Origin of the sequence: Arthrobacter sp. ISL-65, assembly GCF_018613795.1 — a bacterium.
Lineage (GTDB): Bacteria > Actinomycetota > Actinomycetes > Actinomycetales > Micrococcaceae > Arthrobacter.
Genome location: NZ_JAGGPN010000004.1, coordinates 134731 through 160319, shown reverse-complemented (window position 1 = coordinate 160319; position 25589 = coordinate 134731). Strand labels below are relative to the sequence as shown.

Annotated in this window: 24 protein-coding genes and 1 riboswitch; of the genes, 11 read left to right on the top strand and 13 right to left on the bottom strand. The window is 67.5% G+C overall.

What is annotated here, in order from left to right; genetic code table 11:
* Positions 1-36 precede the first annotated feature (36 nt).
* Positions 37-1083: a metallophosphoesterase gene (locus J7I85_RS01575; protein WP_251023781.1), complete on the top strand. Its 1047-nt coding sequence runs from the start codon at positions 37-39 to the stop codon at positions 1081-1083.
* A gap of 19 nt (positions 1084-1102) precedes the next feature.
* On the opposite strand, the gene J7I85_RS01570 is transcribed toward J7I85_RS01575, so the two are convergent.
* The gene (locus tag J7I85_RS01570) at positions 1103-2215 is read right to left on the bottom strand and encodes a glycoside hydrolase family 16 protein (RefSeq protein ID WP_251023780.1); all 1113 of its coding nucleotides are present in this window, start codon (positions 2213-2215) and stop codon (positions 1103-1105) included.
* 233 nt (positions 2216-2448) lie between these two features.
* Between J7I85_RS01570 and J7I85_RS01565 the strand changes: the two genes are divergently transcribed.
* The 4 genes from J7I85_RS01565 (at position 2449) to J7I85_RS01550 (ending at position 7581) form a co-directional block, all read left to right on the top strand.
* Positions 2449-3300, top strand: coding sequence for a glycosyltransferase family 2 protein (locus J7I85_RS01565; protein ID WP_214845743.1), 852 nt, complete (start codon positions 2449-2451; stop codon positions 3298-3300).
* 1 nt (position 3301) lies between these two features.
* Complete coding sequence (locus tag J7I85_RS01560; protein WP_214845741.1) at positions 3302-4300, top strand: glycosyltransferase; 999 nt, start codon at positions 3302-3304, stop codon at positions 4298-4300.
* Positions 4301-4361: 61 nt separating this feature from the next.
* On the top strand, positions 4362-5462 hold the full coding sequence (locus tag J7I85_RS01555; RefSeq protein ID WP_214845739.1) for a hypothetical protein: 1101 nt from the start codon (positions 4362-4364) through the stop codon (positions 5460-5462).
* Positions 5463-5475: 13 nt separating this feature from the next.
* Positions 5476-7581 carry a glycosyltransferase gene (locus J7I85_RS01550; RefSeq protein ID WP_308159356.1) on the top strand — a complete coding sequence of 702 codons (2106 nt, stop codon included), beginning with the start codon at positions 5476-5478 and terminating at the stop codon, positions 7579-7581.
* A gap of 269 nt (positions 7582-7850) precedes the next feature.
* Here J7I85_RS01550 and J7I85_RS01545 read toward each other — a convergent pair whose 3' ends face one another.
* The 8 genes from J7I85_RS01545 to J7I85_RS01510 all read right to left on the bottom strand — a co-directional run bounded on the left by J7I85_RS01545 (position 7851) and on the right by J7I85_RS01510 (position 16641).
* Positions 7851-8903: a hypothetical protein gene (locus J7I85_RS01545; protein WP_214845735.1), complete on the bottom strand. Its 1053-nt coding sequence runs from the start codon at positions 8901-8903 to the stop codon at positions 7851-7853.
* A complete protein-coding gene (locus J7I85_RS01540) occupies positions 8900-9106 on the bottom strand; it encodes a hypothetical protein (protein WP_214845733.1) in 207 nt (68 codons plus the stop codon). Before J7I85_RS01540 ends, J7I85_RS01545 begins: the two co-directional genes overlap by 4 nt.
* On the bottom strand, positions 9103-9444 hold the full coding sequence (locus J7I85_RS01535) for a hypothetical protein (protein WP_214845726.1): 342 nt from the start codon (positions 9442-9444) through the stop codon (positions 9103-9105). Before J7I85_RS01535 ends, J7I85_RS01540 begins: the two co-directional genes overlap by 4 nt.
* Positions 9441-11294, bottom strand: a complete 1854-nt coding sequence (locus J7I85_RS01530; RefSeq protein ID WP_214845724.1) for a glycosyltransferase — start codon at positions 11292-11294, stop codon at positions 9441-9443. The genes J7I85_RS01535 and J7I85_RS01530 overlap by 4 nt, the downstream gene beginning before the upstream one ends.
* Positions 11291-12574 (bottom strand): polysaccharide biosynthesis protein, encoded by a 1284-nt coding sequence (locus tag J7I85_RS01525; RefSeq protein ID WP_214845722.1) that lies wholly within the window; start codon positions 12572-12574, stop codon positions 11291-11293. Before J7I85_RS01525 ends, J7I85_RS01530 begins: the two co-directional genes overlap by 4 nt.
* Positions 12571-13383, bottom strand: coding sequence for a glycosyltransferase (locus tag J7I85_RS01520; RefSeq protein ID WP_214845720.1), 813 nt, complete (start codon positions 13381-13383; stop codon positions 12571-12573). The genes J7I85_RS01525 and J7I85_RS01520 overlap by 4 nt, the downstream gene beginning before the upstream one ends.
* A gap of 10 nt (positions 13384-13393) precedes the next feature.
* Entirely contained in the window at positions 13394-14485 is a 1092-nt protein-coding gene (locus J7I85_RS01515) for a hypothetical protein (RefSeq protein WP_214845719.1), read from the bottom strand.
* Positions 14486-14580: 95 nt separating this feature from the next.
* Positions 14581-16641 (bottom strand): Ig-like domain-containing protein, encoded by a 2061-nt coding sequence (locus J7I85_RS01510; RefSeq protein ID WP_308159355.1) that lies wholly within the window; start codon positions 16639-16641, stop codon positions 14581-14583.
* A 497-nt stretch (positions 16642-17138) separates the two neighbouring features.
* Between J7I85_RS01510 and J7I85_RS01505 the strand changes: the two genes are divergently transcribed.
* Complete coding sequence (locus tag J7I85_RS01505; protein ID WP_214845714.1) at positions 17139-18008, top strand: DUF4031 domain-containing protein; 870 nt, start codon at positions 17139-17141, stop codon at positions 18006-18008.
* 43 nt (positions 18009-18051) lie between these two features.
* On the opposite strand, the gene J7I85_RS01500 is transcribed toward J7I85_RS01505, so the two are convergent.
* From J7I85_RS01500 to J7I85_RS01490, 3 genes are read right to left on the bottom strand one after another with little or no spacing between them, the layout of a single operon-like run.
* A complete protein-coding gene (locus J7I85_RS01500) occupies positions 18052-18453 on the bottom strand; it encodes a YccF domain-containing protein (RefSeq protein WP_214845712.1) in 402 nt (133 codons plus the stop codon).
* Between the two features lie 59 nt (positions 18454-18512).
* Complete coding sequence (locus tag J7I85_RS01495; RefSeq protein ID WP_214845710.1) at positions 18513-19706, bottom strand: MFS transporter; 1194 nt, start codon at positions 19704-19706, stop codon at positions 18513-18515.
* 24 nt (positions 19707-19730) lie between these two features.
* Positions 19731-20327, bottom strand: a complete 597-nt coding sequence (locus J7I85_RS01490) for a phosphoribosylanthranilate isomerase (RefSeq protein ID WP_214845704.1) — start codon at positions 20325-20327, stop codon at positions 19731-19733.
* 105 nt (positions 20328-20432) lie between these two features.
* Between J7I85_RS01490 and J7I85_RS01485 the strand changes: the two genes are divergently transcribed.
* From J7I85_RS01485 to J7I85_RS01465, 5 genes are all read left to right on the top strand, one after another.
* The gene (locus J7I85_RS01485) at positions 20433-21065 is read left to right on the top strand and encodes a HutD family protein (protein WP_214845702.1); all 633 of its coding nucleotides are present in this window, start codon (positions 20433-20435) and stop codon (positions 21063-21065) included.
* A gap of 43 nt (positions 21066-21108) precedes the next feature.
* A complete protein-coding gene (locus J7I85_RS01480; protein ID WP_214845700.1) occupies positions 21109-21639 on the top strand; it encodes a ferritin in 531 nt (176 codons plus the stop codon).
* Between the two features lie 109 nt (positions 21640-21748).
* Positions 21749-21815, top strand: a riboswitch (guanidine-III (ykkC-III) riboswitch).
* A gap of 9 nt (positions 21816-21824) precedes the next feature.
* Positions 21825-22148, top strand: a complete 324-nt coding sequence (locus tag J7I85_RS01475; protein WP_214845698.1) for a multidrug efflux SMR transporter — start codon at positions 21825-21827, stop codon at positions 22146-22148.
* Entirely contained in the window at positions 22148-22531 is a 384-nt protein-coding gene (locus J7I85_RS01470; protein ID WP_214845695.1) for a multidrug efflux SMR transporter, read from the top strand. Before J7I85_RS01475 ends, J7I85_RS01470 begins: the two co-directional genes overlap by 1 nt.
* 26 nt (positions 22532-22557) lie before the next feature.
* Positions 22558-23208, top strand: coding sequence for an MBL fold metallo-hydrolase (locus J7I85_RS01465; RefSeq protein WP_214845693.1), 651 nt, complete (start codon positions 22558-22560; stop codon positions 23206-23208).
* 90 nt (positions 23209-23298) lie between these two features.
* Here J7I85_RS01465 and J7I85_RS01460 read toward each other — a convergent pair whose 3' ends face one another.
* On the bottom strand, positions 23299-25152 hold the full coding sequence (locus J7I85_RS01460; protein WP_214845691.1) for a DEAD/DEAH box helicase: 1854 nt from the start codon (positions 25150-25152) through the stop codon (positions 23299-23301).
* Positions 25153-25589 lie beyond the last annotated feature (437 nt).

The following is a 25589-nucleotide window of genomic DNA, read 5'->3' as shown; positions in this document are numbered from 1 at the left end:
GGCGGCATCAGGCTCAGTTCCGCGGTGTGAGGGATCATGACTGGACTGTCCAAACAGCGGAGATGGTCCGGGGTTGCTCCGGCCGTACTTTCGATGGCGCTGCTGCTCACCGCATGCCAGCAGGGTCCGCCCCCGCCGCAGGCGGGGCCCGCCTCCACCACAGTGCCAGCCGCCGTCCACTTCACGGCCCAAGGCGACATCGGGCTGGGCGCGGGGGCCCGGAAGGTGCTTGACACGATCGGCGGCCTGCGTCCTGAGCTGAACCTGGCCCTCGGGGACTTCCCCTACGAGGCAGGGCGCGAGCAGGATTTCTGTGACATGGTCACCGGCAAGCTGGGCGGGGACTTTCCCTACCAGGTGGTCACCGGAAACCACGAGAGCGACGGCCATGACGGCGACATCGCCAACATCGTCAACTGCCTGCCCAACAAGCTGCCGGGGCTCCAAGGCGAGTACGGAATCCAGTGGTACGCCGACTACCCGGAACGGAACCCGCTGGTGCGTTTCATCATGGTGTCCCCGGGGATCAAATTCCATGACGGAAACAACCTGGACTATTCGCGGGGCAGTGAGCGGTGGCGCTGGACAGCAGCCGCCTTGGACGGTGCGAGGTCCAAGAACATCCCCTGGACCGTGGTGGGCATGCACACTCCTTGTCTCAGTGTGGGCAAGTATGATTGCCAGGCCGGAGGTGACTTCACGGACATGCTCATCGACAAGAAGGCAGACCTGGTCCTGAGCGCCCACGACCACGTCTATCAACGGAGCCACCAACTGGGGCTGGGCCAGGGCTGCCCGGCACTGGTGCCGGACACATTCTCCCAAGGCTGCCTCGCCGATTCGGCCACCATGGTCCACGGCGCCGGAACGGTCTTCGCCACAGTCGGAACCGGCGGCCAAGGGCTCTACGAGGTCAACGACCAGGATTCGGAATCCCGCTACTTTGCCACCTGGTCCGGGAGCAACCACGACGCCGCCCTCGGCACGCTGGACGTGACGGCAACCGCTGACCGGCTCGCAGCAAAGTTTGTCCCGGCGGAGGGGTACACCTTTACTGACAACTTTGGCATCGACCGGAAATAGGCGGGCAGTTACGACCCCTCTAGGCGCGTTTCCAGATAGCGATCCAGTCCAGGTGGAGGTGCCCTGCCGTCTTAGGTTTGGGGCACACATTGAACATGCAGGATTCCGTTTGGAGTATGTAATGCATGGGGGTGTTCGGCACTCGGGAAGTACCTGCTCCGAGCGAGTGGCCGTCAAGGAAGAACTCGACCTTTCCCGGCGTCCACTCCATAGTGGCGACGTGCCAGGAGGTGAACGAAGCATTGGCATAGAAGACATCTGTGTCGCGCGGGTCCTTGCCCATCTTGTGCACTGCTCCGTAAAACGAGGATGTAGCCAGATCGCTTTCCGGAAAGTCAATTTCTCCGTCCCGGGGCCACATCTTGCTGTCCGGCCACAGGAGCCAGGCTGTCTTGAAGCCTTTCAGGGGATCTGCCTTGAACCGGACGGAGTACCTGCCGTAGAGGAGGCTGTTGGCGCGGGGAGGGTTGGTGGTGGCATTCGGAATCTTGGGAGTAGGCGCGGCCCCCATTGAGATGCCGTTCTCCGTGTGCAGGTACCAGTCCAGCATGCCGTTCTTCACACTGAGGACCTTGGATGGATAGTAGCGTGAAGGCTGGCCGGTCTGGCCTGCGGAATCGGGCCACCCGTCCTTATAGCCGGCACTCCACTTATCAATGTAGGCCGGGCCGGGAAATGCGCCAATCGGAACGTCGCCGCCTTCAAAGTCCTCCACGAAGACCTGCTTCCAGCCGGGCAAATCGCCTACAGGCAACTTGTGCACCGCCGGGTCGACGGCAGGCACCGGCTGCCCCGGGGTGGGCCGCCGTCCCGCCGATGGTGCCGCCGTGGACGGCGCAGCTGCAGTTGGTTCAGCTGCCGCCCGTGCCACTGCAGACGGTGCCGCTGCAGTTGGTGCCGCTCCAGTTGGTGCCGCTGCAGAGGGCTTGGCGGGAGAGGGCGTAGCCGGCGACTGTGACTTGGTAGACGGCCCGACCGCTGAGGGTTGGGTCTCGGGCAGTCGGTCCAACGGCAGCCGCTGCGCTTCCTTGGCCACGGGAGCGCACGCGGTGAGCATCGCCACCGCGGCGAGCGCGGCGAACCGCCATACGCGGTGTTTTTGCTGGTTACCGTGGGCTGGGGTAGAGGCCATGGGGAAACTATGGCATTTGGGCCTTGGGGATTCCAAGGAATCCCTGACCCCCAAAACTGGGGCTGTTTCAAGGAATCCCAAGCTTTTTACAGGCTGCTCAGCCGAACATGATCCGAGGGGGAGTGCAAGCAAGTTGCCAGGACCGCAGCAGCAGGCGCTTCGATTTCCCGTAACCAGCCGGGAAGCTGCTCGGGACGGGCATAGGCATACGACCCCAATGAGTGGTGAGGCTAGTGACCATCCCCATACAAGTTTCGGCTGTTCATGCACCAAGTCCGGCGCCGGTTCCTCTGGCCTCCATCAGCGTGGTGATTCCCACCCTGAACGAAGCCATGAACCTCCCGTGGGTTCTGCGCCGCATGCCCTCCTACGTGGACGAAGTGGTGATCGTCGACGGCCGTTCACTGGACAGCACGGTCGACGTTGCCCGTGCCCTCCGCCTCGACGTGGTGGTGGTCTCGGAAACCCACGCCGGCAAGGGTTTCGCCGTCCGGGCCGGGCTCGCTGCGGCCTCCGGAGACATCATTGTCATGCTGGATGCGGACGGGAGCATGGATCCGCAGGAAATAGGCTGGTTCGTCACCCCGCTGCAGCATGAATTCGACTTCGTCAAGGGCTCCCGGTACGTCACCGGTGGCGGGTCCGAGGACATCACGCTGCTCCGCAGCGCCGGCAACCGGGCCCTGACGCGCCTCGCCAACGTGGTGCTCCACAGCAACTATTCCGACCTCTGCTACGGCTACATCGCCATGCGGCGGGAATGCCTGCAGATCCTCGAACTGGCGTCGGAAGGGTTCGAAATCGAGACGGAGCTGATCGTCCGCGCGTCCAGGGCTGGCCTGCGGATCGCCGAGGTGCCCAGCACCGAACTCAACCGGATCTCCGGCAATTCCAACCTGAATACATTCCGTGACGGGTGGCGCGTACTGAGGACCCTGGCCCGTGAATGCGTGGGCTGGGAAGCACCCACGGCCGGCGCCCGGCCGGAGTCGCTCAGACGTGTGAAATACAGGTACCCCAGCATCTCCCTCCCCCACATTCCGACGGATCCGGCAACCGTCCTTGGCCTGATAGCAGGTGATTAACGTGAACCACGCTGAAGGGCTTCCGGCCGTTTCGGTGGTGATCTGCTCCTACACGGAAGACCGATGGGACCGTCTGATGGCCGCCGTCGAATCCGTCCGCGCCCAAACGGTGCCGCCCCAGCAGACCATCGTGGTGGTCGACTACAACGTTGACCTGTACAAGCGGCTCATCTTTTCGGTCGATGATGTCGTGCTCCTGGAGAACACCGGCCCCAAAGGCCTCTCCGGAGCACGGAACACGGGGGCCGCGGCGGCAACGGCCGGAGTCGTTGCCTTCCTCGATGACGATGCAGTGGCGGCCCCGGACTGGCTGGAGCGGCTGACGGCCCTCTACGACGACCCCGATGTGCTGGCCGTGGGCGGACGTGTCGTGCCGGAATGGGAAACAAGCCGGCCGGCCTATTTCGGCGAGGAGCTGGACTGGATCGTCGGCTGCACGCACCGCGGCATGCCCAAGGTGGCGGCCGAGGTCCGCAACGTCGTCGGCGCCAATATGTCTTTCCGTTCCCAGGTTCTCCAGGTGGCGGGTGGTTTCAACACGTCCCTGGGCCGGCAGAACTCGCTGCCTTTGGGCTGCGAGGAGACGGAAATCTGCATCCGCGCCGCCATAGGTTCGCCGGGTGGCCGCGTGGTGTACGAACCGGCGGCCGTGGTGAACCATTACGTCCCCGCGCAGCGGGGCACGCTGAACTACATGCTGCGGCGCGGCTGGTCTGAGGGGATATCAAAAGCTCTGGTCAGCAAGATCGTCGGCCACAAGCGCGCCCTGGGGCCCGAACGCCGGTACGTCCGCAGCGTGCTGCCCCGTGCCGTAGCCGCTGGCATTTTGGGCAGGATCCGGGGAACGGACCCCGCCGGTCTGCGCCGGGCAATGGCCATCCTGGCCGTGCTGGCCGTAACTACTTGCGGGTACATCCGGGGACGCCGCCTGCCCCTTGATCCCACGGGCGGGGGCCTCGAGCCGCACGAGTCCCGCGCCAGCTGGAGGGAAGTCAAATGATCCGGATGTACCCGCAGGGCAACATTGCCCGAATCAACGAGACCGCTGGAGGGCCCGAAGCATGAGTCAGTCCGAAAAAGACGTCCTGAGGGACTCGCTCCCGTCCACCGGCGCCAGCTTCGATGTCCACGGCCTCGTGGGCATTGAAGTGGCCCCCGGCACCCCTGGCGAAGCGCAGCTGCGGGACATGCTCGCTCCGTTCCTGGGACCGTCCCGGGCACCGCTCCGCCTGCATGTCAGCGCGGAAACGGCGGATGTGGCGGAACAGTCGCACGCCGAGGATGCCTTCCGGTTCACGCCGGAGTCGCTCTACATCCCGGCGGACCGCGTCCAGGTCCAGGAAACCCGCGACGGTTACTCGATCCAGGGCCGGGGCGAGCTGCTGACCGCCGTCATCCCCCTGCTGGACCGGCTCTGCATCAGGCAAAACGCCGCCATGATCCACGCGGCGGTGGTGGACTTCCGCGGCTCGGGGGTCCTGCTTCCAGCCTGGGGCGGAGTCGGCAAGACCAGCACGGTCGCGAAGCTTACGGCCATGCCCGGTGTGCGGTTCATGGCCGACGACTGGGCTTTCCTGGATGCCGACAGCATGCTCATGGGCTATGCGAAACCGATGTTCCTCAAGCCGCACCACCGCAGGATCTACCCCGAGGTGTTCAGCGGCGCCCGTAAGCCGCTGGCTCCCGGCTGGCTGACGAACACGGTGGCCCACCTTGCGACGGCTGTCCATCCGGTGATCGTCCGGTATCCGAAGACCGCCGCCTTCACCCGCCGATGGTCCCCGGAGCACCGGATGGTCCATCCAGAACTGGTTTTCGGGCAGGACGGCATCTCATCGGCAGCGCTCACCCGGCTGGCAATCTTCCTGGAGCGCTACGACGGTTCCGAAGCCCGGCTGGAGACACGGAGCCGCGAGTGGATGACCTCCCGCATCGTCGGGAACTTCCACTCCGAGCTCCCGGTGGTGTCACGGCGGCTGATCGAGGCCCTCGGCGCGACGGGCCTGGTTCCGCTAGAGGAGTTTTTCAGCCAGAAGGCAGCCGTGGTACGCCGCGCCCTTGAGGACGTGCCGTGCTCCCTGCTCAGGATTCCCGCCTCCTGGTCCGCCGACCGGACGTCGGACTATGTGGCAGGCCTGATCAGCTCCAAGCTGGAGGAGTGACTTGGGTGCCCACGTGAGCGACCTCGAAGTGTCCGTGGTGGTTCCCGCGCGGAATGCGGCGCGGTGGCTGGGCGAATGCCTGGAATCCATCCGCGCCGAAAAGCCGCGCGAGATCATTGTGGTGGATGGCTGCTCCACGGACAACACAGTGGAGATCGCACGGTCCATGGGCGCCCGCGTCATCTCGGACGAGGGCCGCGGGTTGCCGGCAGCTCGGATGCTGGGTGTCGAGAACGCCTGCTCCGACCTGGTAGCACTGATCGACGCCGACGTCGTCCTTCCGCCGGGCGCCTTGGGTGGTCTCCTGGACGAGTTCAAGGCCTGCGGCTACGACGGGCTGCAGTTCGGCCTGGTCAGCGAGGCGGACGGGCCCGGATACTGGGGTGCCGCCCTGTCTTGGCACCACATGCACAGCCGGGTACGCTCGTGGTTCGGCGTGTGCGCCACCCTCATGCGAAGGAAAGTGCTGCTGTCCGTGGCGTTCGATGAGACCTTCCGCTCCGGCGAGGACATCGAGCTTAGGATCAGGCTCGAAGAGGCGGGCTATCGCATTGGCGTCTCCAGCATCACTGCGGTGCGGCACCGGTTCATGGACACATTCGACGCCGCCCGCGACCAGTGGCTCCAGGACGGCGCCGGGCTGGCCCGCACGGTCCGCAAGCACCCAGGCCGCGCCGGCTGGCTTGTGGTGCTGCCGCTGCTGGCCGCCATCCGCGGCGCCGGCCTGTCGCTGCTGCATGCGCCCCGGTTCCTTGCGTACTGGGCCTGCTTCCTCGTGTACAACTACAGGTCGATGTTCGGCGAGCTCCTGCGGCCGCCCGGCACCGGCCTGTCCGTGGGCGGGAACGCCGCCTGGCTGACCGCCGCCCGGGTGGCCCCGATGGCCACCGGTTTCCTGTTCTGGGCGATGGCGGCGATCATGCTGCCGCCCGCGCAGCTCGGCATGGGTTCTGCGGTGGTGGCCGCCGCCCTCCTGACCGTGCATCTCGGGATGCTGGGGGTCGGGCCGGCCACGCTTACCCTGCTCCCCGGACAGTCCGACGGCGGCCGCCGGCTGATTGCCAGCAGCCTCCTCACCGTTGGGGTTTCCACAGTCGTGTTGTCCGGTGCAGTGGCGGCGGTGACCTACTGGCTGGGGTCTGGCGTGGGCCTGGCCTGGAACGATCCCGTCATAACCGGGATGTTCTCCGCGACGGCACTGTTCGCCGCGGTCGCGTATCAGCTGGACCACGTGGGCGTAGCGCAGGAACGCTCTGACCGCGCACTGGTCAGGAGCCTGACCCAAAGCCTGGTGCAACTGGCTGTGCTGGCCTTTGCCATGGCGGCCGGCATCCGGGAAGTGGCAGTGGTGGTGGCGGCGGTGGGCGCCGGCGCCCTGGCCAGTGTGGTCCTCGGGCTGCGCCAGCTCAACCGTGCCGGGGTATCACCGGACTGGAAGCACGGGCTCCGGCTCGGCCCGGCCCTGCGGCTGCTGAAGCCGGGCCTGCCGAACCATGCGCTGATGCTCGCAGACCGCGCCCCCCGGTATCTCCTTCCACTGATCGTGGCCGCTACCCTCGGCCCGGCCGCAACCGCGTCCTGGTACATGGCGTGGATGATGGCTTCGGCGGTCTTCTTCTTTCCTCAGTCTTCCGGGTTCTCCCTGCAGACCGCGTTGGCCGGAGGCAGGTCAAGGCCTGGGCTGGTGTCCTCCGCACTCAAGGCCAGCCTCGCCCTCACTTCCGTCGCCGGAGCCATGTTGCTCATAGCTGGCCCCTACCTTCTCGGTTTCCTTGGCCCGGAGTACGCGGCGACCGCCATCCTGCTTCCTGTCCTGGTGCCGGCGTTGCTGCTGGGCTGCGTGACTCAGGTTTACTTCGGTCTGTGCCGGGCGCAAGGCCGCCTCGCCGAGGCCACAGCCGTAGCTGTCTTCGCTGCCGTCCTTGTCGTGGGGCCAGCCTCGCTGGGCGCCCGCGAATTCGGCCTCCTCGGCGTCGCAGCCCTTTGGTCCGCCGCCCAGGCGTGCGCGGCTCTGATTGCCATCTGGCGCCTCAGGATGCTGTTGCCAGCAACGCCTCCAGCGGCTGGGCCTGGCACACCGGCAGCAACCGGTGCACGTGGTCTCTGGCCGGCGGCGTAACCCGGATTGATCCAACCGTCCCGCACCAGGGCATGTTCCGTTCCAGCCCCGCCGCCAGTGGATGCGGCGGGTCACGGTGGATTCGGCGGGTCCTGGCTGTGGTCAGCGTCGGGTTCACGTCGCAGGCATGATGGATCTAAGGTCGGCAGCAACGCCTCGATTCGGGACCACTGGTCATCCCCCAGGACGGCTGTTCGCGCAGGACAGCTGCTCGCGGCAATCCTCAAGCATTTCGCCCCGCTCCGCGGGTGCGCTGACACGGGTCAGGCTCAGCCACCGTCCGGACGCCAGTACCGCAACCCGCCGCTGGTGGCTCCGTCGGCGGCGACGTCGACCACGGCGTACGGGAACGCCCGACGGTCCGACTGGTCAAGTCCGCGCCCGCGGACGTCCGAACCCCACGTGCCGGTATTGACGTACCGGGTGGGGCTCGCCTCGAGCGCCGACTCGAGGGCCCGGTGGGTGTGGCCCGAGACGTACCAGGCCACCCCGGAACCGTGCGCCTCGAGGGTACGTGCGAACCGGCCCGCTGCCGCGGGAGCCTCCTCGCCGGTGACTCTGCGGCCGGCAGCCGCGAGCACCATGCGGGTCGCGGCGACCGGGAGCGCCGACACCGTCCGGAACCGGGACAGGCGCGCCAGGTCCCGAACGGCCACCCCGTCGAGCGCGAGCCGCTGTGACTCGGCCTGCAACAGCTCGTCATACGCGGGCTGCCGGACGCGGCGTTCCGCCCGCTCGGACGCCAGGCAGGCCCGGGCAACGGCCCCGGCGCGGCTCAGGCGCGACCTTGACGGAAGGGCGTTCCAGGCGGCGAGCGGTGGCAGGTCCAGCTCGTCGGTGCCGTTAACTGCCGCGCGGAGCACCTCGGGTATCCGATGCAGCGCGTGGTGATGGTGCCCGTGCTCGGCCACGAGCACGTGGGGCACGTGCAGGAACCACGGGTATACCCGGACCCGCGTCGGCTCGGCGGGTGACAGCAGCACCGACAGGCGGGCGGCGACCGAGGGCCGGGCCAGCTCCACGTCGTGGTTGCCGCACACGAAGTGCAGCTGCACGCCGCGCGCCGCACACGCCTTCATCGCCGAGAACGTGTCTGGGTGGCGGGCGAGGATGGACTCAAGTCGGGCCAGGCTCTCGTCCTCCGCGAACCCGGCCAGCTCGAACGTGTCGCCGACGAAGGCGACGTGCTGCTGCGAACCGGAGGCTGCGAGCACCTCGCGGCGCAGGAACTCGGGCAGCACTCTGCCGGGGCTCCGCGGGTCGTCGTCCGACACGCCCAGATGGAGGTCGCTGAGGAGCCACCACCGCGCGGGGCTGCTCACGCGAGCAGTCCCAGCACGCGTGGAAGGAAGAGGAACAGGTACATCGTCCACATGGCGGCGACTGCCCACCGGCTCACCCTTCGGCTAAGGAGCCCCTTGCGTGTGGGCTGCCCGGTATCAGGGACTGTGCGTCGGACCTCGAGCGCCACGAGGGTCATGAGCAGGCCGGCAGCCGCGAGCAGTCCCGCGAGTTCGATTATCATGTTGTTGCCTCCTGCCGGGCGCGTGCCATGCACGCTAGAACGGTGATGACGCCCATCGAGACGACGCACGCCTGCCAGGACCACACAGCGAGGTAGAACATCGCAGTGGACACGACCGTGAGCGCGGCGAGGCCGAGCGCCAGGACGAGCAGCGCGCCCAGCGCGATGTCGGTCACCTGTGTGAGTCGGGCCAGTGCCTGCCCGGGGAGCAGGACGAGGACGGCTATCGCGGCGATCGTCTGCAGCGGTGTCGGCAGCCCGACGAGCGTAATTAGCGACAGCGCGACGGCCGAGAGACCGAGCGCCAGGGTGAGCCGGCTGATGCTTCCGATGTTCATGGCGTCACCCGGTACACGCGTGCGTCAACGTTGCTGAACACAAGTTCCACGCCGTTCTGCGCGCCCAGCCACTTCTCCAGCTCGGAGAAGCCACCGGCGCCACGGACGCCCTGGAGCACAAGGCTCGCCTCCGACGAGCGCGTGATCAGCAAGACGGCACCGGCTGTGCTGCGCCGGGCGTAGTCGTAGACGAGTGGGCCGCATCTCGCCGTCGACAAGTCGGACCGGCACAGGTCCTCGATCGTCCGGGACCGGTGATCGAGGTAGGCCTCACTCCGCCACGGTGTCGGGTGGGCAGCCGAGATGATCGCCGAGCCGGGGGGCGCGAGACGCTGCATGGCGGCGACGGCGTCAATCTCATCATGAGTGAACACGTCATACCGGGCGTTTCCGAACCGGCCCGTCACGGTCAACACGGCCAGTAGGACGCAGGTGAGCGCAAGGCCCCCCGCGGCAAGGTAGGAGCGGCGTTTGCTGTCGTCAGCGGCAAGGTAGGAGCGGCGTTTGCTGCCGTCGGCGGGAAGTTTGCTGCCGACCGTGGAAAGTTTGCTGCCGTCCGTAGGAAGCAGGACCGAGCACGCCTGCAGGGCGATGAAGGGCAGCGCGAACAGCGAGACGCGGATGAGCATCTCCCCGCCGTACACCTGGGCGGGGAAGAGCAACAGTGGGGTGACGGCGAGGAGTACCACCCGGATGTCGAGACGCCCTCTGCGCCAGTCGCGCCAGGCGCCGGCGGCGGCGAGCCCCCACAGCACAAGGGTGAGAAGGGCCCGGACCTGCACCACGAGCACGTGCCCGTCGGTCCCGCGCACGCGGTCGAGGACGTTCGCCTCGGTCGCGGCCTCCAGTCCTGCGTCGGCCAAGGGTGGGTGCCCGAGGAGGTATGCACTCGCGGGGTAGGCGAGCCAGAGCGTCAGCACGACTATGGTGATCAGGGGCAGCCTGCTGGGCCACACACGTCCGCTCAGGGTGAGAGCGGTGACGCCGATGAGCAGCATGAAAGGCGTCAGCTGATGGCTCGCGACGATGACCGTGATGAGCAAGAGGGTTATCACGAGGGCGCCTACCCGGTACCCCGGCCGGGGTTCGGCGGGCGACCTGCCTCGCCACCACGCCGCCAGGTCCGCGCGCCGGAAGCCGCGGAACTGGGGGGCCCGCGCGGCCAACGGACCGAGGAGCAGCGCGATCACGACAAGGTGCAGGAAGAAGCCGAAGGCCTGGGGAGACAGGTAGTCCTGGTCCTGCCAGTTGCCGAGGCAGAAGAGCCAGAGCGCAAGATAGCGCCGTCGCGGATCGCGCGTCAGGTAGCCCGTCAGCACGGCCAGGGCAGCGAGCCACAGACCCATGTTGAGCACCGGCGCCCACAGGGCAAGGGCCACGGGGTCGAGACCGGTCGCCCGGAGCACCGTGGACAGGAGGGCGAAGAAACCCGGCCAGTTGAAGTACCCGTCGATGTCCGGGTCGATCCCCTGGGTGTGCGAGAGGGCGTCGGCGATGCCGAGATGACGGAACGCGATCTCACCCCGCGGTATATCAGTCACGAAAGCTGCGGTCCCGAAGAGCACCAGCACGAGCACGACGACGAGCCAAATCATGACCGGGCGGCGCGCCGGGCCGGCGGCATCCCCCCGCAGCGCCACGACGAAGGCGACGTTCAGAATCAGGACCCCCGCCCAGAACGGGTAGGGCAGCACGGCGACGAGCCCGAGGTCGTTGTCCACGGGCGCGGTCACCGTGGAGGCAGCCCCCACGGCAAGCGCCAGCGAGACGACGCCTGCCAGAGCGCACCACGCCTCACGGGACTTCCAGCGTTCCTTGGTACGGGTGGTCGCTTCGAGTGTGCCAGTCATCGTATGTCCTTCCTGGTGTGCCGGAGCACGGCGAGTAGCCGGAGGCCGACCGCCGCGGCCCCGATGGAGAGCACCACCAGCCACGCAAGGGCCATGGCGGTGGCGCCTCTGTCGGCGGCCGAGAGCGCTGAAACGCAGAGGGCTATGCCCAGCGTCGTGCCGACCACGATCGCCTCCGTGTAGCGACCGCGGGCCCGGCACACGGCGTTATAGGCCTGCAAAACCGCATACGGCACCAGGCCGGCGGCCAACCACCGCAGAGCGCCGGCGGACGAATCGGCGTACCGCTCTCCCAGCAGGCTGAGCAGCGGGTGGGCGAGGAGGACGAGGACGGCGGCAGCCAGACCTCCTACGGTGAGCGACAAACGGAGGCTCGCCCACGTCGTCGACGTCAGGCGGTCCGCGTCGCGGACGCTCTCGGAGAACTGCACGATGCCCATCAGCATCGGAGCGGAGTAGGCGGCCCAGGCCATCATCCATGCGGGGTACCAGTAGGCAGCGGCCTCCGGCGCCACCATGTGCGCGAGCAGGAGCGGCAGCAGCAGCCCGGGGGCGCGCTCGGTGAGGGTGAGGAGCTGGTGCGGAATGCCCAGCGCCAGCAGTGGACGGCCGCGCGCCGGGCGCAAGGTCAGTCGCGGCCGGTAGCCGACCAGTCTTCGCAACTGGACCGCACCGACGACGCACGCCACGGTGGTTCCGAGGGTCCAGCAGGCCATCAGCACGTCGGCGGAGGCGCCGTGCGCCAGCCAGGCCACGAGCGCTGCAGCCACGAGTGAGACCCCGCCGCCCAAGGCGTACCTCAAGGTCGCGCTGGCACCGCGTCCCAACGCCACGAGCGCCTGGTCCAGAACGATTACCAGGGTGCCGGTGACGGCAGCCACGAGGAACGTGAGCCAGAAGAGAACCGATGTCGTGGCCGTGTCCGGCATCACGGCGGACTGCAGCACGAGGTAGCCGAGGGCCAGCCCGGTGCCGGCTACCCCCACGATGGCGAACGCCGCGTCCAGCACCCTCCCGGGCGGCTCCCCTCGCCCCACCGCGACGATCACGGCCGAGCCGGCGCCAAGCACCGCGAGCTGCGTGCAGATCATCACTGCCGAGACCGCGGCCGTGGTGAGCCCGACCTCACGGTCGGACGTCGCGCGCGCGGCCACGATCCAGAACGCGAAGCCCGCACCCGTCTGGGCGGCCTTTCCCGCGACGAGGCCCAGCGAGCTGCGCAGGGCGGAGTGCCGGACGGCGGAGGCGTCCGGCACAGCGGTCCCCGCTTTAGCCCTCACGACGCCAGGCCCCTCGCCAGGCCCACATAGTTGCACCAGCAGAAGGCGGCGTAGTAGCGCAGCCACCGGGGCTGGCCCTTGGCGAGGCTCAAGGCGCTGCCCCGGACTGCCGCGGCAGCGGGCAGCAGCGCCAACCTCGCACCGCGCCAGCCATGCTTGCGGATCATCCGTCCCAGTCCCGTTCCGTCCATGAGGAACTGGTCTAGCGCGAAATCAAAGTCGTCTGCAGCGAAACGGTGTTCGACGACGACCCGGCGCGAGACCGCCGTACGCATTCCTGACTGGCGCATCCGCCAGCGCAGCTCGATGTCCTCCCCCGATTTGAACGAGTCGTCGAAACCCACGTCCAGCATCAGGTCCCGGTCGACGACAGTCGCCACGAGCCCGAACCAGTTGCGGCTGCGGCCGGTGCGGTGGTGATGTGCCAGCGCCTGCCCCCAGTAGCCTGGTCCACCGACACTCTCCAGACCGGCCTGAAGGGCGTCATAGCCGCCTTCGACAAGCTCCGTGAGCAGGTCGGCGACCCCCGTGGGCCCGAACACGACGTCGGTGTCGACGAGCAGGACCCAACGGGTGCTGCTGTTCCGCACACCGAGCGTTCGTGCCCATGGCAGGCCGCGGCCCTCGTCACTCAGGACCCGGGCACCGGCCTCGTGGGCGAGGGCGACGGTGCTGTCGGTGGAGCATCCGTCCACCACAATGATTTCGGCAACACCCGATTGGCGCAGGGCCTCCAGACAGCGCGGGAGCATGCGCTCCGCGTTGCGGGCCGGAACGACGGCGGTGAGATCGGCAGTGCTGTGATCCACTGCGTCCTCCTCAGGCTTGCTCGTCGAGGACCGACGGCAGCAGCTCCTCGAGATGCCGCACAATGTCGTCGGATGCCTCGTCTGCCGAGTACGCGGCGGGCACCTGCAGCAGATGGCAGGGCCGTCCGTCGAGCGCCTTGCTCAGCACGAGCCCCTTCGCCGCGAAGTGCTCGCGCCACGGGACGACGGACGTGGCTGCCAGGCCGGTTACGACCTGTTGCGAGAAGCCCGCCATCTCGATGTGGAAGTTGCCGAGCATGCGGTCGACCATCCAGTCGCTCGTCCGCTCAACGATCCGGGACCGGGCGCCCTCGAAGCGCTCGACGTAGATGGCGGCCGCGAGCGGGGCCGAGGTGGTCACTTGCCGCCCCGGGAACGCGGTCGCTGGCTTGACCATGCGGTGCTCCGGCGACCATCGCCGGGAGAAGTCCGCCAGGCGCGGATAACGGATGACGTACGGGTGCACCACCGTGGTCAGACGGCCGACGCCCTTCGAGAGCCGTGACGGGATAAGGGGTTTCCGGACACCTTCGAACAGGTGCGGGTAGATGGTCCGGTGGTGTGGCTTGATGAACATGGGCTTCGCGTATCCGAGCAGGGTGGCGTCCTCGGCGAGGAAGGCCCAGTCGTCGCCCATGAATGACCACCCCTCGCGCCGCATCAGCTTGGCGACGGTGCTCGTCTTACCGGTCCCTCCGGCGGCGGGAAGCGCGATCGCGTGACCCCGGTACGCCATCGTTGCCGCGTGGATCATGCCGGCTCCTCGAGCGACCATGGCGGCATCGAGAACGGGGACCACAGACGTCAGCAGCTCGCCCGGCCCGTGAATGCGCCACTGCTCTCCATCCCTCACAACCTGGACCCGATCGTCTTGAAAACGCACGCTGCTCTCGGTGTACGCGAGCTCGTGCTCAAGCAGACCAGCATCCGGCATCGGCTCCGGCCGGTCATTGACGACGATGTCGGCCGGCCGTTCGGTGTCGCTGGCGAAACACGCCAACATGCTCTGGAGCTGGGCCGCTGCCGGGGCCTTTGCGTCGACGCGGATCGTGACGCGGCCGTGGATGTCGAAGTGCAGTGCCTTGCTCTGCAAGGTGCGCATGGTCGTCCCCTGTCTGGGTGGTGTCGGGCGGATGGTGTCGGGCGGATGGTGTTGCTGGTGTGGACGGTGCCGGCCGTGCCGACACCGTCCACCTACTAGTTCAGGGTGAGCACCAGCTTCGGTGCGAGAGTGCTGCCAGCCTCCCTGGAGTTGAGGTCCAGGCCGTCGCTGCTGCTGGAGTCCATACCAAGAGTGAGCTGTTGTCCAAGCTCACCGGCGAGGCCGGTGACCGTCAGCGGAACGCTGTAGCCGGTGTTGGTCGCTGTCGGACCGAGCGTGCCGATGGCGGTGGTGCCCATCGCCGGACGGTTGTTGTACGTGATCCCGGTTTCGGACCAGCCGTCATTAGCGACCAGCTTGACGTTCTGCTGGCCCGTGGACCCGCTCCCGGCGCTACGCAGCTGCAACGTCGCGCTCTGCAGCGTCCTACCCGCATAGGCCGACAGGTCGAACTTCAGGTACGTGCCCTCCACCGGGCTGTTGTCCACACCCAACAAGGTGCTCGTGCCGAAGTTCGTCGTCGGCGACGCGCTGGTCACATAGCTGTCAGCAGTGGCGGTCAGCGTGACGGTCTGCGGCGTCGTGCCGCCGCCCACGGCAGCCGTGGTGAACTGCCAGGTCTTGTCCGTCGCCATCGCGTTACCGGCAGCATCCTTCACTCCGCTGGCACCGCCCTTGATGGTCGCCGTGTAGGTCGTCCCCGCCGCCAGGTCGGCAGTGGGGTTCAACGTCGCAACCCCGCCGCTGTACGTCACAGCGGCCCCCACCGTCGTCGTACTCGACGTCAGCGTGAACGTGGACGACGTGACCGTCGACGAAGTCATCGCCTCGGAGAACGTTCCCGTCACATTCGTCGTCACCGCTGTGCCGGTCGCACCGGCAGTCGGAGACGTACCCGTCACGGTCGGAGCGGTCGTATCCGCACCACCACCACCACCGGTGGAGTCGTAGTAGTGCCAGTACCGGCTTGTGGCGTTCACATCGGCGAGCACCAGGAGGCCGCTGTTGGCCGTGCCGGAAGCATTACTGTTGAGGTTCTGCCTCGTCGACGTTACGTTGTGGACATACTGGTCGCCGTCCACGATACGGGCCGTCTTCGTGGTGGTGAAGCTGATGTTGTTCAGCGGCGTGGACTTCTCGTAAATCGCACCACCCGAGCTGGTGCAGACACCGGCGTTCGTCGTGCCGCTCGGTTTCGGATAGGTAGCGAAGGTACGCAGCCTCTGCGCAAACTCGTCAATCATGACGATCACCCGGTTCGGGCACTCCGACACGGTCGCGATCGTGTGCGCCGTCCACGCCGTGCCATTCAACACCAACAGCTGGATCAGCGGCAGGGACGCCGACGTGTTCGACGTCTTCACAGCGGCGAAAACCTGATGGTTCGTGGAGTCCAGCCACTTCAGGTTCATATGGTCGTCACCGCTGCGCAGCCCCTTCACCGCCGCCACAGGAGTGGTCCAGGCGGTGTTCGACGGGTCGGTATCGACATGGTAGCTCCAGTACATGCCGTCAGTGGCGTCACCAACCTGCCGGCTCCACATCACACCGATCTTGCCGGGTCCGAACGCGATCACAGCCGAATTGTCGTCCACTGACACGTTGCTCAACGACGCAGGATGCGCGAACGGCGTTCCCCACGTTATGCCATCGGTGCCAGTAACGTTCAGAAAGATCCGGTTCCCCTGCTGCCAGGTGGCCCACACCCGACCAGTCGAGTCCTTGTCGATGGACATGGTCTCAACCTTGTTGTTGTGGATCCTTTGAGAGCTCAGCAGCGTGTACGTCTTCGTACTCGAGTTGTAGCTGTAACGCCGCATTGTCGACGGGAAGTTCGGCTCAAACGGCAGGCCGTCATTAACGAACCGATAGCTCGCCACAAACAACGTCTTCCCGTCCCACAACACGTCATGATGGGTGTTCGCCTGCGTCTCCGTCGTCACACCCGTATTGACCCACGAGTTGGTCGCGGCATTGAACCGGAAGATATGGAAGTCCGAGCTGGCAGTGTCCCACAGGTTCCCCCACCAGATCCCGTCGTTGAACCACAGCGCATTCTCCTGCCGCTTTGTACCTGTTGGCGTCCCAGTTCCCGAATGCGAGAAATCCTCAACCCCAACATCACCTGCAGCGGCCGTCGCCGTAACCGGCACCACCAGGGCACTCAGCGCAAGCAGGAGCGCTGTCAGCAGTGCATGGAGCCACAGATTCCGCGACCCGCGACGAAGACCAGCCGAGCGACCACGTCCCCGCCTTACGCCAAGCCAGGAAGTCCTGCCACCTCTGCCACGCCTGCCCACGTGAAAGAATGCATAGCCCAGCATTGTTGCTTCCCGGAGTTGAACGTCGGCCTGTATAGGGATGCTCACTAGCCTCACCACTCATCGAAGTTGTTTGCCTATGCCAGTTCCGAGCAACCTTCCGGGCTGAATCGGAGACATCGAAGCGCCTGCTGCTGCGGTCCTGGCAACTTGCGTGCACTCCCCCTCGGAACATGGTCGGCTCGCCAACTTGTAAAAAGCTTGGGAATTCTTGAGCTAGCCCCAGTTATAGGGGGCTAAGATCCCTGGGAACCGGCAAGTCCCAATGCCACACTTCCCCATGGCCAGCGCGCATTCAGCAGCCTGTAGGGCACCGGACTAGACTCTCCCCCATGGCCGTCTACCTCGATCCGCCGCTTTGGCCTGCCCATGAAACACTGTTTTCGCATCTGATTTCGGACACCTCCCTGGCGGAACTGCATGCCTTCGCCGCTGCGGCGGGCATCCCGGAACGGGCATTCGACGGCGACCACTACGACGTGCCGCAGCGCCGCTATGACGATCTGGTGGCCGCCGGCGCCATTCCGGTGGAGGCGCGGGTCCTCGTCCGGAAACTCATCGCCAGCGGGCTTCGGATCCCGGCCCGCAGCCGGACGAAGTCCCTGAAAACTCCCTTGCTCAACCGCTGGAGCATGGTGATGCCGGGCCAGGACGCCCTGTTCCTGGACCTGCTGGACCGCTGGAGCGAGAGCCACCGCAGGTACCACGGCTGCACCCACCTGCTCGCCGTGCTGGAAGCCCTGGACCTGCTCACCGCACCCGCCCGGCCGCCGCGCACCGTGCTGCTGGCGGCCTGGTTCCACGACGCCGTCTACCGGGGAGTGGCGGGCCAGGACGAGGAGGAATCCGCCCAGCTCGCCGAACTCAGGCTCAGCCAGGCCGGACTGCCGGCGGCCGACGTCGAAGAGGTGGCGCGGCTGGTCCGGCTCACCTCGGATCACCGGCCGGAGGCCGGGGACGACGACGGCGCCCTCCTCTGCGACGCGGACCTGTCAGTTCTCGGCGGCAAACCGGAGCCCTACGCCCGGTACGTGGCGGCAGTCCGGGAAGACTATGCACACATCGGCGACGCCGACTTTGCGGCCGGCAGGGCCGCCGTCGTCCGCCAGCTGCTGGCACTGGACCCGCTCTTCCACACCGAGCGGGCCCGCAGCCTGTGGCTGGAGGCCGCCCGGCGGAACCTGCAGGGCGAACTGGCCTGACCGGTGCTCGGCCTGACCGACACCGGCCGGACGCCGCGTAGGGTCAGCGGTAGGCCGTGATGAACGGCCTGTCGGTGGGCACGATCTGCTTGCCCAGTGGCATGAGGGAAACCGGGATCAGCTTCAGGTTGGCGATGGCCAGTGGGATGCCGATGATGGTGACGGCCATGGCGAACGCCGTGACCACGTGCCCGATGGCGATCCAGATGCCGGCCACCAACAGCCAGATCACGTTGCCGAGGAGCGAGAACACGCCGTTTCCGCCCGGCTTATCCACCACCATCCGCCCGAAGGGCCACAGGGTGTAGGACGCGATCCGGAAGGAGGCGATGCCCCAGGGGATGGTCACGATGAGCAGGCAGCAGATGATGCCGGCGGCGAAGTAGCCCACCGCCAGCCAGAAGCCGCCGAAAACCAGCCAGATGATGTTCAGGATTGTCTTCATCCGTCCATTCTGCCGGGCCGGAAGGCTGAAGCACCCCGAGACCTGCCCTGAATTAACCCTTAACCTTCAGGCTGCGAACTTTCGTCTTTGGACACCTTCACCCTTGTGCTGAGGCGCGGGACCCCGGCGGCCGCGACCAGCAGCGCGAGGAGCCCCAGGCCCAGCGGGAGCGAGGCGGCGGTGGCGACGGCTCCCACCAGGAGCGGGCCGCCGGCGTCGCCGAGTTCGCGCCCCAGCTCGGCCGAGCCCATGGTCCGCCCCATCCGGTCCTTCGGCGTGCTGTCAGCCAAATGCGCGAAGCCCAGCGGCGTGGCCGCGCCGACGCCGGCCCCAATGACCGCCGCCGCGATAAAGATGGTGGCAGGCCCCGGGGCGGCGGCCACCAGGGCGACCCCGGCGGCGGTGAGCAACAGGCCGGTGCGCATTCCGCCCGCGTCGCCGATGCGGTGCATGTCGCGCATCGCTCCGATCCGCGGCTGGGCCAGCAGGGAGGCGACGGCCAGCACACTGACGGCGGCCGTGCCGGCCACCGGATCGAGGCCGTGCTGCACGGCCAGGGCCGGAAGGAAACCGATAGCCGCCCCCATGGCCGCCATCGATGCCGCCAGCACCAGGGTGGGCACCAGGAACCTGCGCTCCGCAACCTGCCGGGCCAGGTCCAGCACGGTGTACCGCTGGCGCGGGAGCGGCGGCAGGTGCGGCACGCCGAGAAGGACCCACACGGCGGTGGCCGCGGCAATCACGGACAGCGCCCCGAACAACAGCGCGAAGCCGCCGGAGGCAATCAGCCCGGCGCCGAGCAGCGGGCCGATCACATATCCGAGGCTCTTCCAGGACCCGTACCTGCCGAAGAAGGTCCCGGCGTTCTTCCCGGCCGAGAGCCGGGCCACCATGGCCGAGGACGCCGGCGAGAACGCCGAGGCAGCGGCGCCCTGGCCCAGGCGGGCCAGGCCGAGCAGCAGCGGATTTGCGGCCCACAGGCCGATCAGGGACAGGACGGCGAAGCCGAAGAGGCCGCCGACAATGACCGGCTTGGCCCCGATCCGGTCGCTCAGCGCGCCAAAGACGGGCTTGAGGAACACCTCGGAGATGTCGTAGACGGCCAGCAGGATTCCCAGGTTCAGCAGGGTCAGGCCGATGCTGCCGCTCTGGGCGCCCATGCCGGCGGCAATGCTGTGGGCGCCGAACGCGGTCACGAATCCGGCAGCGTAGAGGGGCGCCGCGGGCGTCCGGGCGCGCGTCGCCTGAGTCACGGGGTCGCCGGAGTCACGGGGCGGTCAGCCTTTGGCTGCCGTCACGAAGGCCCTGATCTTGGCCAGGTCCTTCACTCCCCTGCTCTGTTCGACGCCGGAGGAGACGTCCACGCCCCACGCGCCGGCATCACGGGCGGCCTGGGACACGTTGGCGGGATCGAGGCCGCCGGCCAGGAGCCACTGCCGTCCCGCAAGGCCCTTGGCAAGCACCGAACCGTAGTCCCAGGCCTCGCCGGAACCGGGAACTGCGGCGTCGATAAGCAGCAGTTCCTCGCCCCAGTTGGCAAACGCGTCCGGTGCGGCACCCATGGTGACGGCGCGGATGACCTTCATGCCGGCGTCGTGCACTGTTTTTACGTCATCCGGTGTTCGCTCACCGTGAAGCTGAATCCAGCCCAGCCCGGCGGCGCGGGCGATGGCCACCGCGTCGGCGGCCGGTTCGGAACGGAAGACGCCGACGGCGGCCACACCGTCGGGCACGGCCTTCACGAGCTGGGTGACCTGCGCGGGCGACACCACACGGGGGCTGGCCGTCAGGACAAAGCCGACGGCGTCCGCTCCGGCTTCCACGGCTTCCCGGACTGATTCAGGCGTGCTCAGGCCGCAGACTTTAACGAACATTCACCGGCTCCTCGTTGTTGAAAGCGTCGCCCACGACCGCAGCGATCCGTCGCCGACTTTACGCGGGGAAGGAGGGTGCGGGCAACGCGCGGATAGGCTGGGCTGATGCAGATCATCCGCTTCGCCGACCTCAAAGCCCAGCCCTGGCGCAACGGCGGCGGTGTCACCCGCGAGCTGGCCAGCCATCGCGGAGATGCTTCGTCTGACGGCGCTTCGTCTGGGGCCACGTCATCGGACGACGGCGCGTGGGACTGGCGGGTCAGCATCGCCGACGTCACCAGCGCCGGGGAGTATTCCCCCTTTCCCGGGATGGAACGCGTGCTGACCGTGGTCGAAGGCGAACTGCTGTTGCTGGCCGTGGACGGGACCGAGCACCCGCTCGAAAAATACCGGCCCTTCCGGTTCCCCGGCGGTGCGGCCTCCTCCTCGGCCCTGCCCACCGGCGATGTCCGCAACCTCAACGTCATCGCCCGGGAGGGCGCTTTCAAGGCGTACACCTCCATCGTGGAGCTCTCCAAGAAGCGGGCCCATCCCGTGTTCGAGGGCCAACTGGGCATCCTGCTGCAGGGCCAGGCGGCGGTTACCGCAGGTTCCGATACAAGCGAGCCGGCCGGTGAGGTTACTGAGCCTGTTCCGCTCAGCCGCTACGACGCAGTGGTGGGTTCGGACAGCCGGACGCCGGAGATCCTGGGCCGCGGGTTCCTGGCCGTGGTGTCCATCGACCCGGTGACTGACTAGCGGCTCTGGTCCGCAGCCGGTACCGGAACCTAGACTCGATGCCATGACCAAGTCAAAATTCAGCGACCTCCTGCTGCTGCAGATCGGCAACGAATTCGCGGCCTCGCAGCAGTACATTGCCGTGGCCGTCTGGTTCACCAACCAGGACCTCCCCCAGCTGGCCAGGTACTTCTACCGGCAGTCGGTGGAGGAACGCAACCACGCCATGATGATGGTGCAGTACATGGTGGACCGCGGCGTTTCCGTCAGCATCCCCGGCGTGCCGGCCGTCCGCAATGACTTCGCCTCCGTCACGGACCCGCTGGCACTCGCGCTGCAGCAGGAGAAGGAAGTCACCCGCAGCATCGAAAGCCTCTTCCGCGCAGCTCGGGCCGAGGACGACGCCCTCGGCGAGCAGTTCATGCTCTGGTTCCTCAAGGAGCAGGTGGAGGAAGTCGCCTCGATGACCACCCTCCTGAACATCGCCGAACGGGCGGACAACACCTTCGACATCGAGAACTTCGTCGCCCGGGAAACCATCGGCGACGGCGGCCGCGATGCCGCAGCACCGGAGGCAGCAGGCGGCACCCTCTGACCGGAGCGTTCTTTGGCGGCGGCCTCTGGCCCGAGGAGCTCAGGACCCGCTGGCGGTGAGCTTTGCCACCAACGGTGGCCGCCGCCGTCGGGCGTTGCTAGGGTGAAAACCAAGGTCCCCTTTCCCGGGCCTCCGGACGACGGTTCAGTACCCGGTGCGCGACAAGACTGGCCAAAGGATCTGTCATGTCGTGGTTCATCCTCATTTTTTCCGGCGCCCTTGAGGCGGTGTGGGCGGCAGCGCTGCACCGGGCGTCCCAGTCCTCCGGCCGGCGCCGGCTCGCGGCCGGAGCCCTCTTCCTCGTGGCGGTCGTGGCCAGCACCGCAGGCCTCGGCATCGCCATGCAGTCCATTCCCACCGGCACCGCCTATGCGGTGTGGGTCGGCGTGGGTGTGGTGCTGACGTCCGCTTACGCGATCGTCGCCAAAGTAGAACGGCCGACGGCGGCCCGGCTCCTGCTGCTCGCCGGAATCGCCGCGTGCGTGGTTGGTCTGAAGGTGGTGGCGTGATGCCCGCGAAACCTGCCACGGCCTGGATCATCCTGCTCGCCTCCGCCGTCCTCGAGGCTGTCTGGGCCACGGCGCTGGGCCTGTCCGACGGGCTGACCCGGCCACTGCCTACCGTCGTTTTCGTAGTGACCGCTGCGCTCAGCATGCAGGGCCTGGGCATGGCGGTGAAGCACATCCCGCTCGGCACCGCCTACGCCGTCTGGGTGGGGATCGGCGCGGCACTGACGGTCGGCTGGGCCATGGCCACCGGCGTCGAGCCCTTCAGCCTGCTCAAGGTGCTGTTCATCGCGGGCATTGTGGGATGCGCGGCCGGGCTCAAGATGCTGCCGGCGGGGCGGCCCCGTCAGCGCCGGACCGAGCGCGGGGCTGATTCGGCTCCCTAACTGGGTCTCCTCTTTAGACTGGGCTCATGGACACGCTCATGCACTCACTTCGGGATATCACCATCCGCCGGATCTCGGTCAGCGAGATGGACAACAACGTGTATCTGCTGACGGCAAAGGAGTCCGGAGCGCAGCTGCTGATTGACGCCGCTGATGACCTGCCGGCCATCCAGGGCCTGCTGGCGGATGCCGCGGCGGACACCTCAGGCGAGCCCAGGCTGGCGCTCATCGCCACCACGCACCAGCACTGGGACCACGTGCGCGCACTGCCGGCCCTCGTCGAGGCCACCGGAGCCAAGACCGCTGCCGGCACCGACGACGCCCCGGAACTGCCTGTGAAGGTGGACGTGTTGCTGGACCACGGCGACGTCGGGAACTTCGACGGGTTCGACGTCACCGCCGTCCACCTGCGCGGCCACACCCCCGGCTCGGTGGCGCTGGTCTACCAGGATCCGGAGGGACCGGCCCACATCTTCTCCGGCGACTCCCTGTTCCCAGGCGGCGTGGGCAACACGCAGAAGGACCCCGAGCGGTTCGACCAGCTGCTCACCGACGTCACCGAGCGGATCTTCGGCGTCTATCCGGACAGCACCGTGGTGCACCCGGGCCACGGCAAGCCGACAACACTCGGCGCGGAGCGCCCGCACCTTGAGGAGTGGCGCGCCCGCGGCTGGTGAATCCGGGGTAACAAAAAGCCGGTGGTTGAGCTTGTCGAAACCCGGGTTTCTCCAAGCTCAGCCACCGGCTAGCCTTCAGGCGCTTAGTTCCTAGCGGCCGCGGCGCTCGTTCGACGCCGGGGCCGACGCGCGGCGCGGGGACTTCCGGGCCGGACGGCCGTCACCGGAGCGGCCGCTGCCGCCCGAAGAGGAACCGCCCGAGTACGAGCCGCCCGACGTGCCGCCAGTGGTGGAGGACCAGACCGGACCGTTGCCGCCGGCCTTGCTGCCAGCCGCTGCGCGCTGGCCGGTTGCCGGACGTCCGCTGCGCTGGCCGCCGGTGGCCGGGCGGCCGGTGCCGCCACGGGGAGCATCGCTGCGGGTGAACCGGGATTCGGAACGTCCGTCCGAACCGCGGCCAGCCGATGAACGGCCACCAGCGGCAGGAACGTCGTTGCGGTGCGTGGACGCCGTGCCACGGCCACGCGCGTTGCGGCGGGCTGCAGCTGCCGCAGTGGCGCGGTCCTCGTTCTGCTCGACTACGCGGTCTGCAGCGTCGCGGGCAGCGGCGCGGCCCTCGTAGGCAGCGGCACGGCGTTCGGCGCGGGGCAGGTCCGTGCGCGGAGCCTCAGCGGCAACCCGCCCGCGGCCGCCGCGGCCACCCCGGCCACCGGCCGTGGGTGATGCCTGCCGGCGTGCGCGCTTCCGCTCCGCGTTGGCGCCGGTGGAGGTGCCGCCGCCGTGCTGCGCGGCCTTGGCAGCCAGCAGTGCGGCGCGGGTGCGCGGATCGATCTTGTCAGCCATTTCGCCCACCAGATCTGCAACCAGCGGGGAGTTGGCACTGACGCGCTCGAAGTTGACCTCAACGCCGGCAGCCTTCATCAGCTTCTTGACGTCAGACTGCTGCTCCGGGAGGGTCAACGTGACCACGGTGCCGTCGGAACCGGCGCGTGCCGTACGGCCGGAGCGGTGCAGGTAGGCCTTGTGCTCCGTGGGCGGGTCAACGTGGATAACCAGTTCGACGTCGTCCACGTGGACGCCGCGGGCGGCGACGTCGGTGGCCACCAGGACGCGGACGTCACCGGAGGAGAACTCGGCAAGGTTGCGGTCGCGGGCGTTCTGCGACAGGTTGCCGTGCAGGTCGACGGCGGGAATTCCGGCGTCGGTCAGGGTCTTGGCCAGCTTGCGGGCATGGTGCTTGGTCCGCATGAAGAGCACGCGGCGGCCGGCGCCGGAGGCGAGCTCGACGATCAGCTGCTTCTTGACCGTCTGGTCGTTGACCACCAGCACGTGGTGCTCCATCGTGGTCACCGCGGCCTGGGGGTCGTCCACGGAGTGGGTCAGCGGGTTGGACAGGTAGCGCTGGACGATCTTGTCCACGCCGTTGTCCAGGGTGGCGGAGAACAGCAGGCGCTGGCCCTGGCTGGGGGTCATGTCCATCAGCTTCTTCACCACGGGCAGGAAGCCGAGGTCAGCCATGTGGTCGGCCTCGTCCAGAACGGTGATTTCCACTGCCTCGAGGGTCAGGATGCGCTGGCGGATGAGGTCCTCCAGCCGGCCCGGGCAGGCGATGACGATGTCGACGCCGGCGCGCAGGGCCTTTTCCTGGCGTGCCTGGGAGATGCCGCCGTAGATCACGGTGGTGTTCAGGCCCATGGCCTTGGCCAGCGGCTCGATGGTGGCGTTGATCTGAGTGGCGAGCTCACGGGTCGGCGCGAGGACCAGGCCCATGGGGCGCCCGGGCTTGCGGAAGTGCTTGGCTTCCCGCTCAGCGAGTCGTGCTACAAGCGGGATGGCAAACGCGATGGTCTTACCGGAGCCTGTGCGGCCACGGCCCAGGACGTCGCGGCCGGCCAGGGTATCCGGCAGGGTCTTGACCTGGATGGGGAAGGGGGATTCGATGCCCTGGGCAGTCAGGGTTTCGGTGAGTGCCTTGGGCGTGCCGAGGGCAGCAAAAGTAGTCATATGCGTTTATCAGGGTCTTTCAGGCGGTATCCAGCGGATATCGGCCCCCGACGCCGGTTGGCGCAGGGGGTCGCCGAAGAAAAGTCAGGTGGTCAACCGGGCTGCTGCCAGTTTCAGACAGCGGCCGCCGGGACCATTAGCGTTCATCGACGCAGGATGTGCCTCTCACATGAAAAAAGCCCACCAGAAGCGGGCATCACTGCACATCAAGTCCCACCAGTCTACCATCCGCGCCGTCCGGACCCGCTCCGGCCCGTTTCCGCCCCATTGCCGGCTCCTTTTGCGGCGTCAGCCGGCAGCGCTGGCCGGGGCATTTGTCTCCTCGCGGCACCGCCCAGTGATGCGTGACGCAGCTCACTGAGAACAATGGACGACATTTAGGACTGGCATGCTGGACATATGTCGAAGACTATTGCAGCGTTTCGCGCTCACTGCGA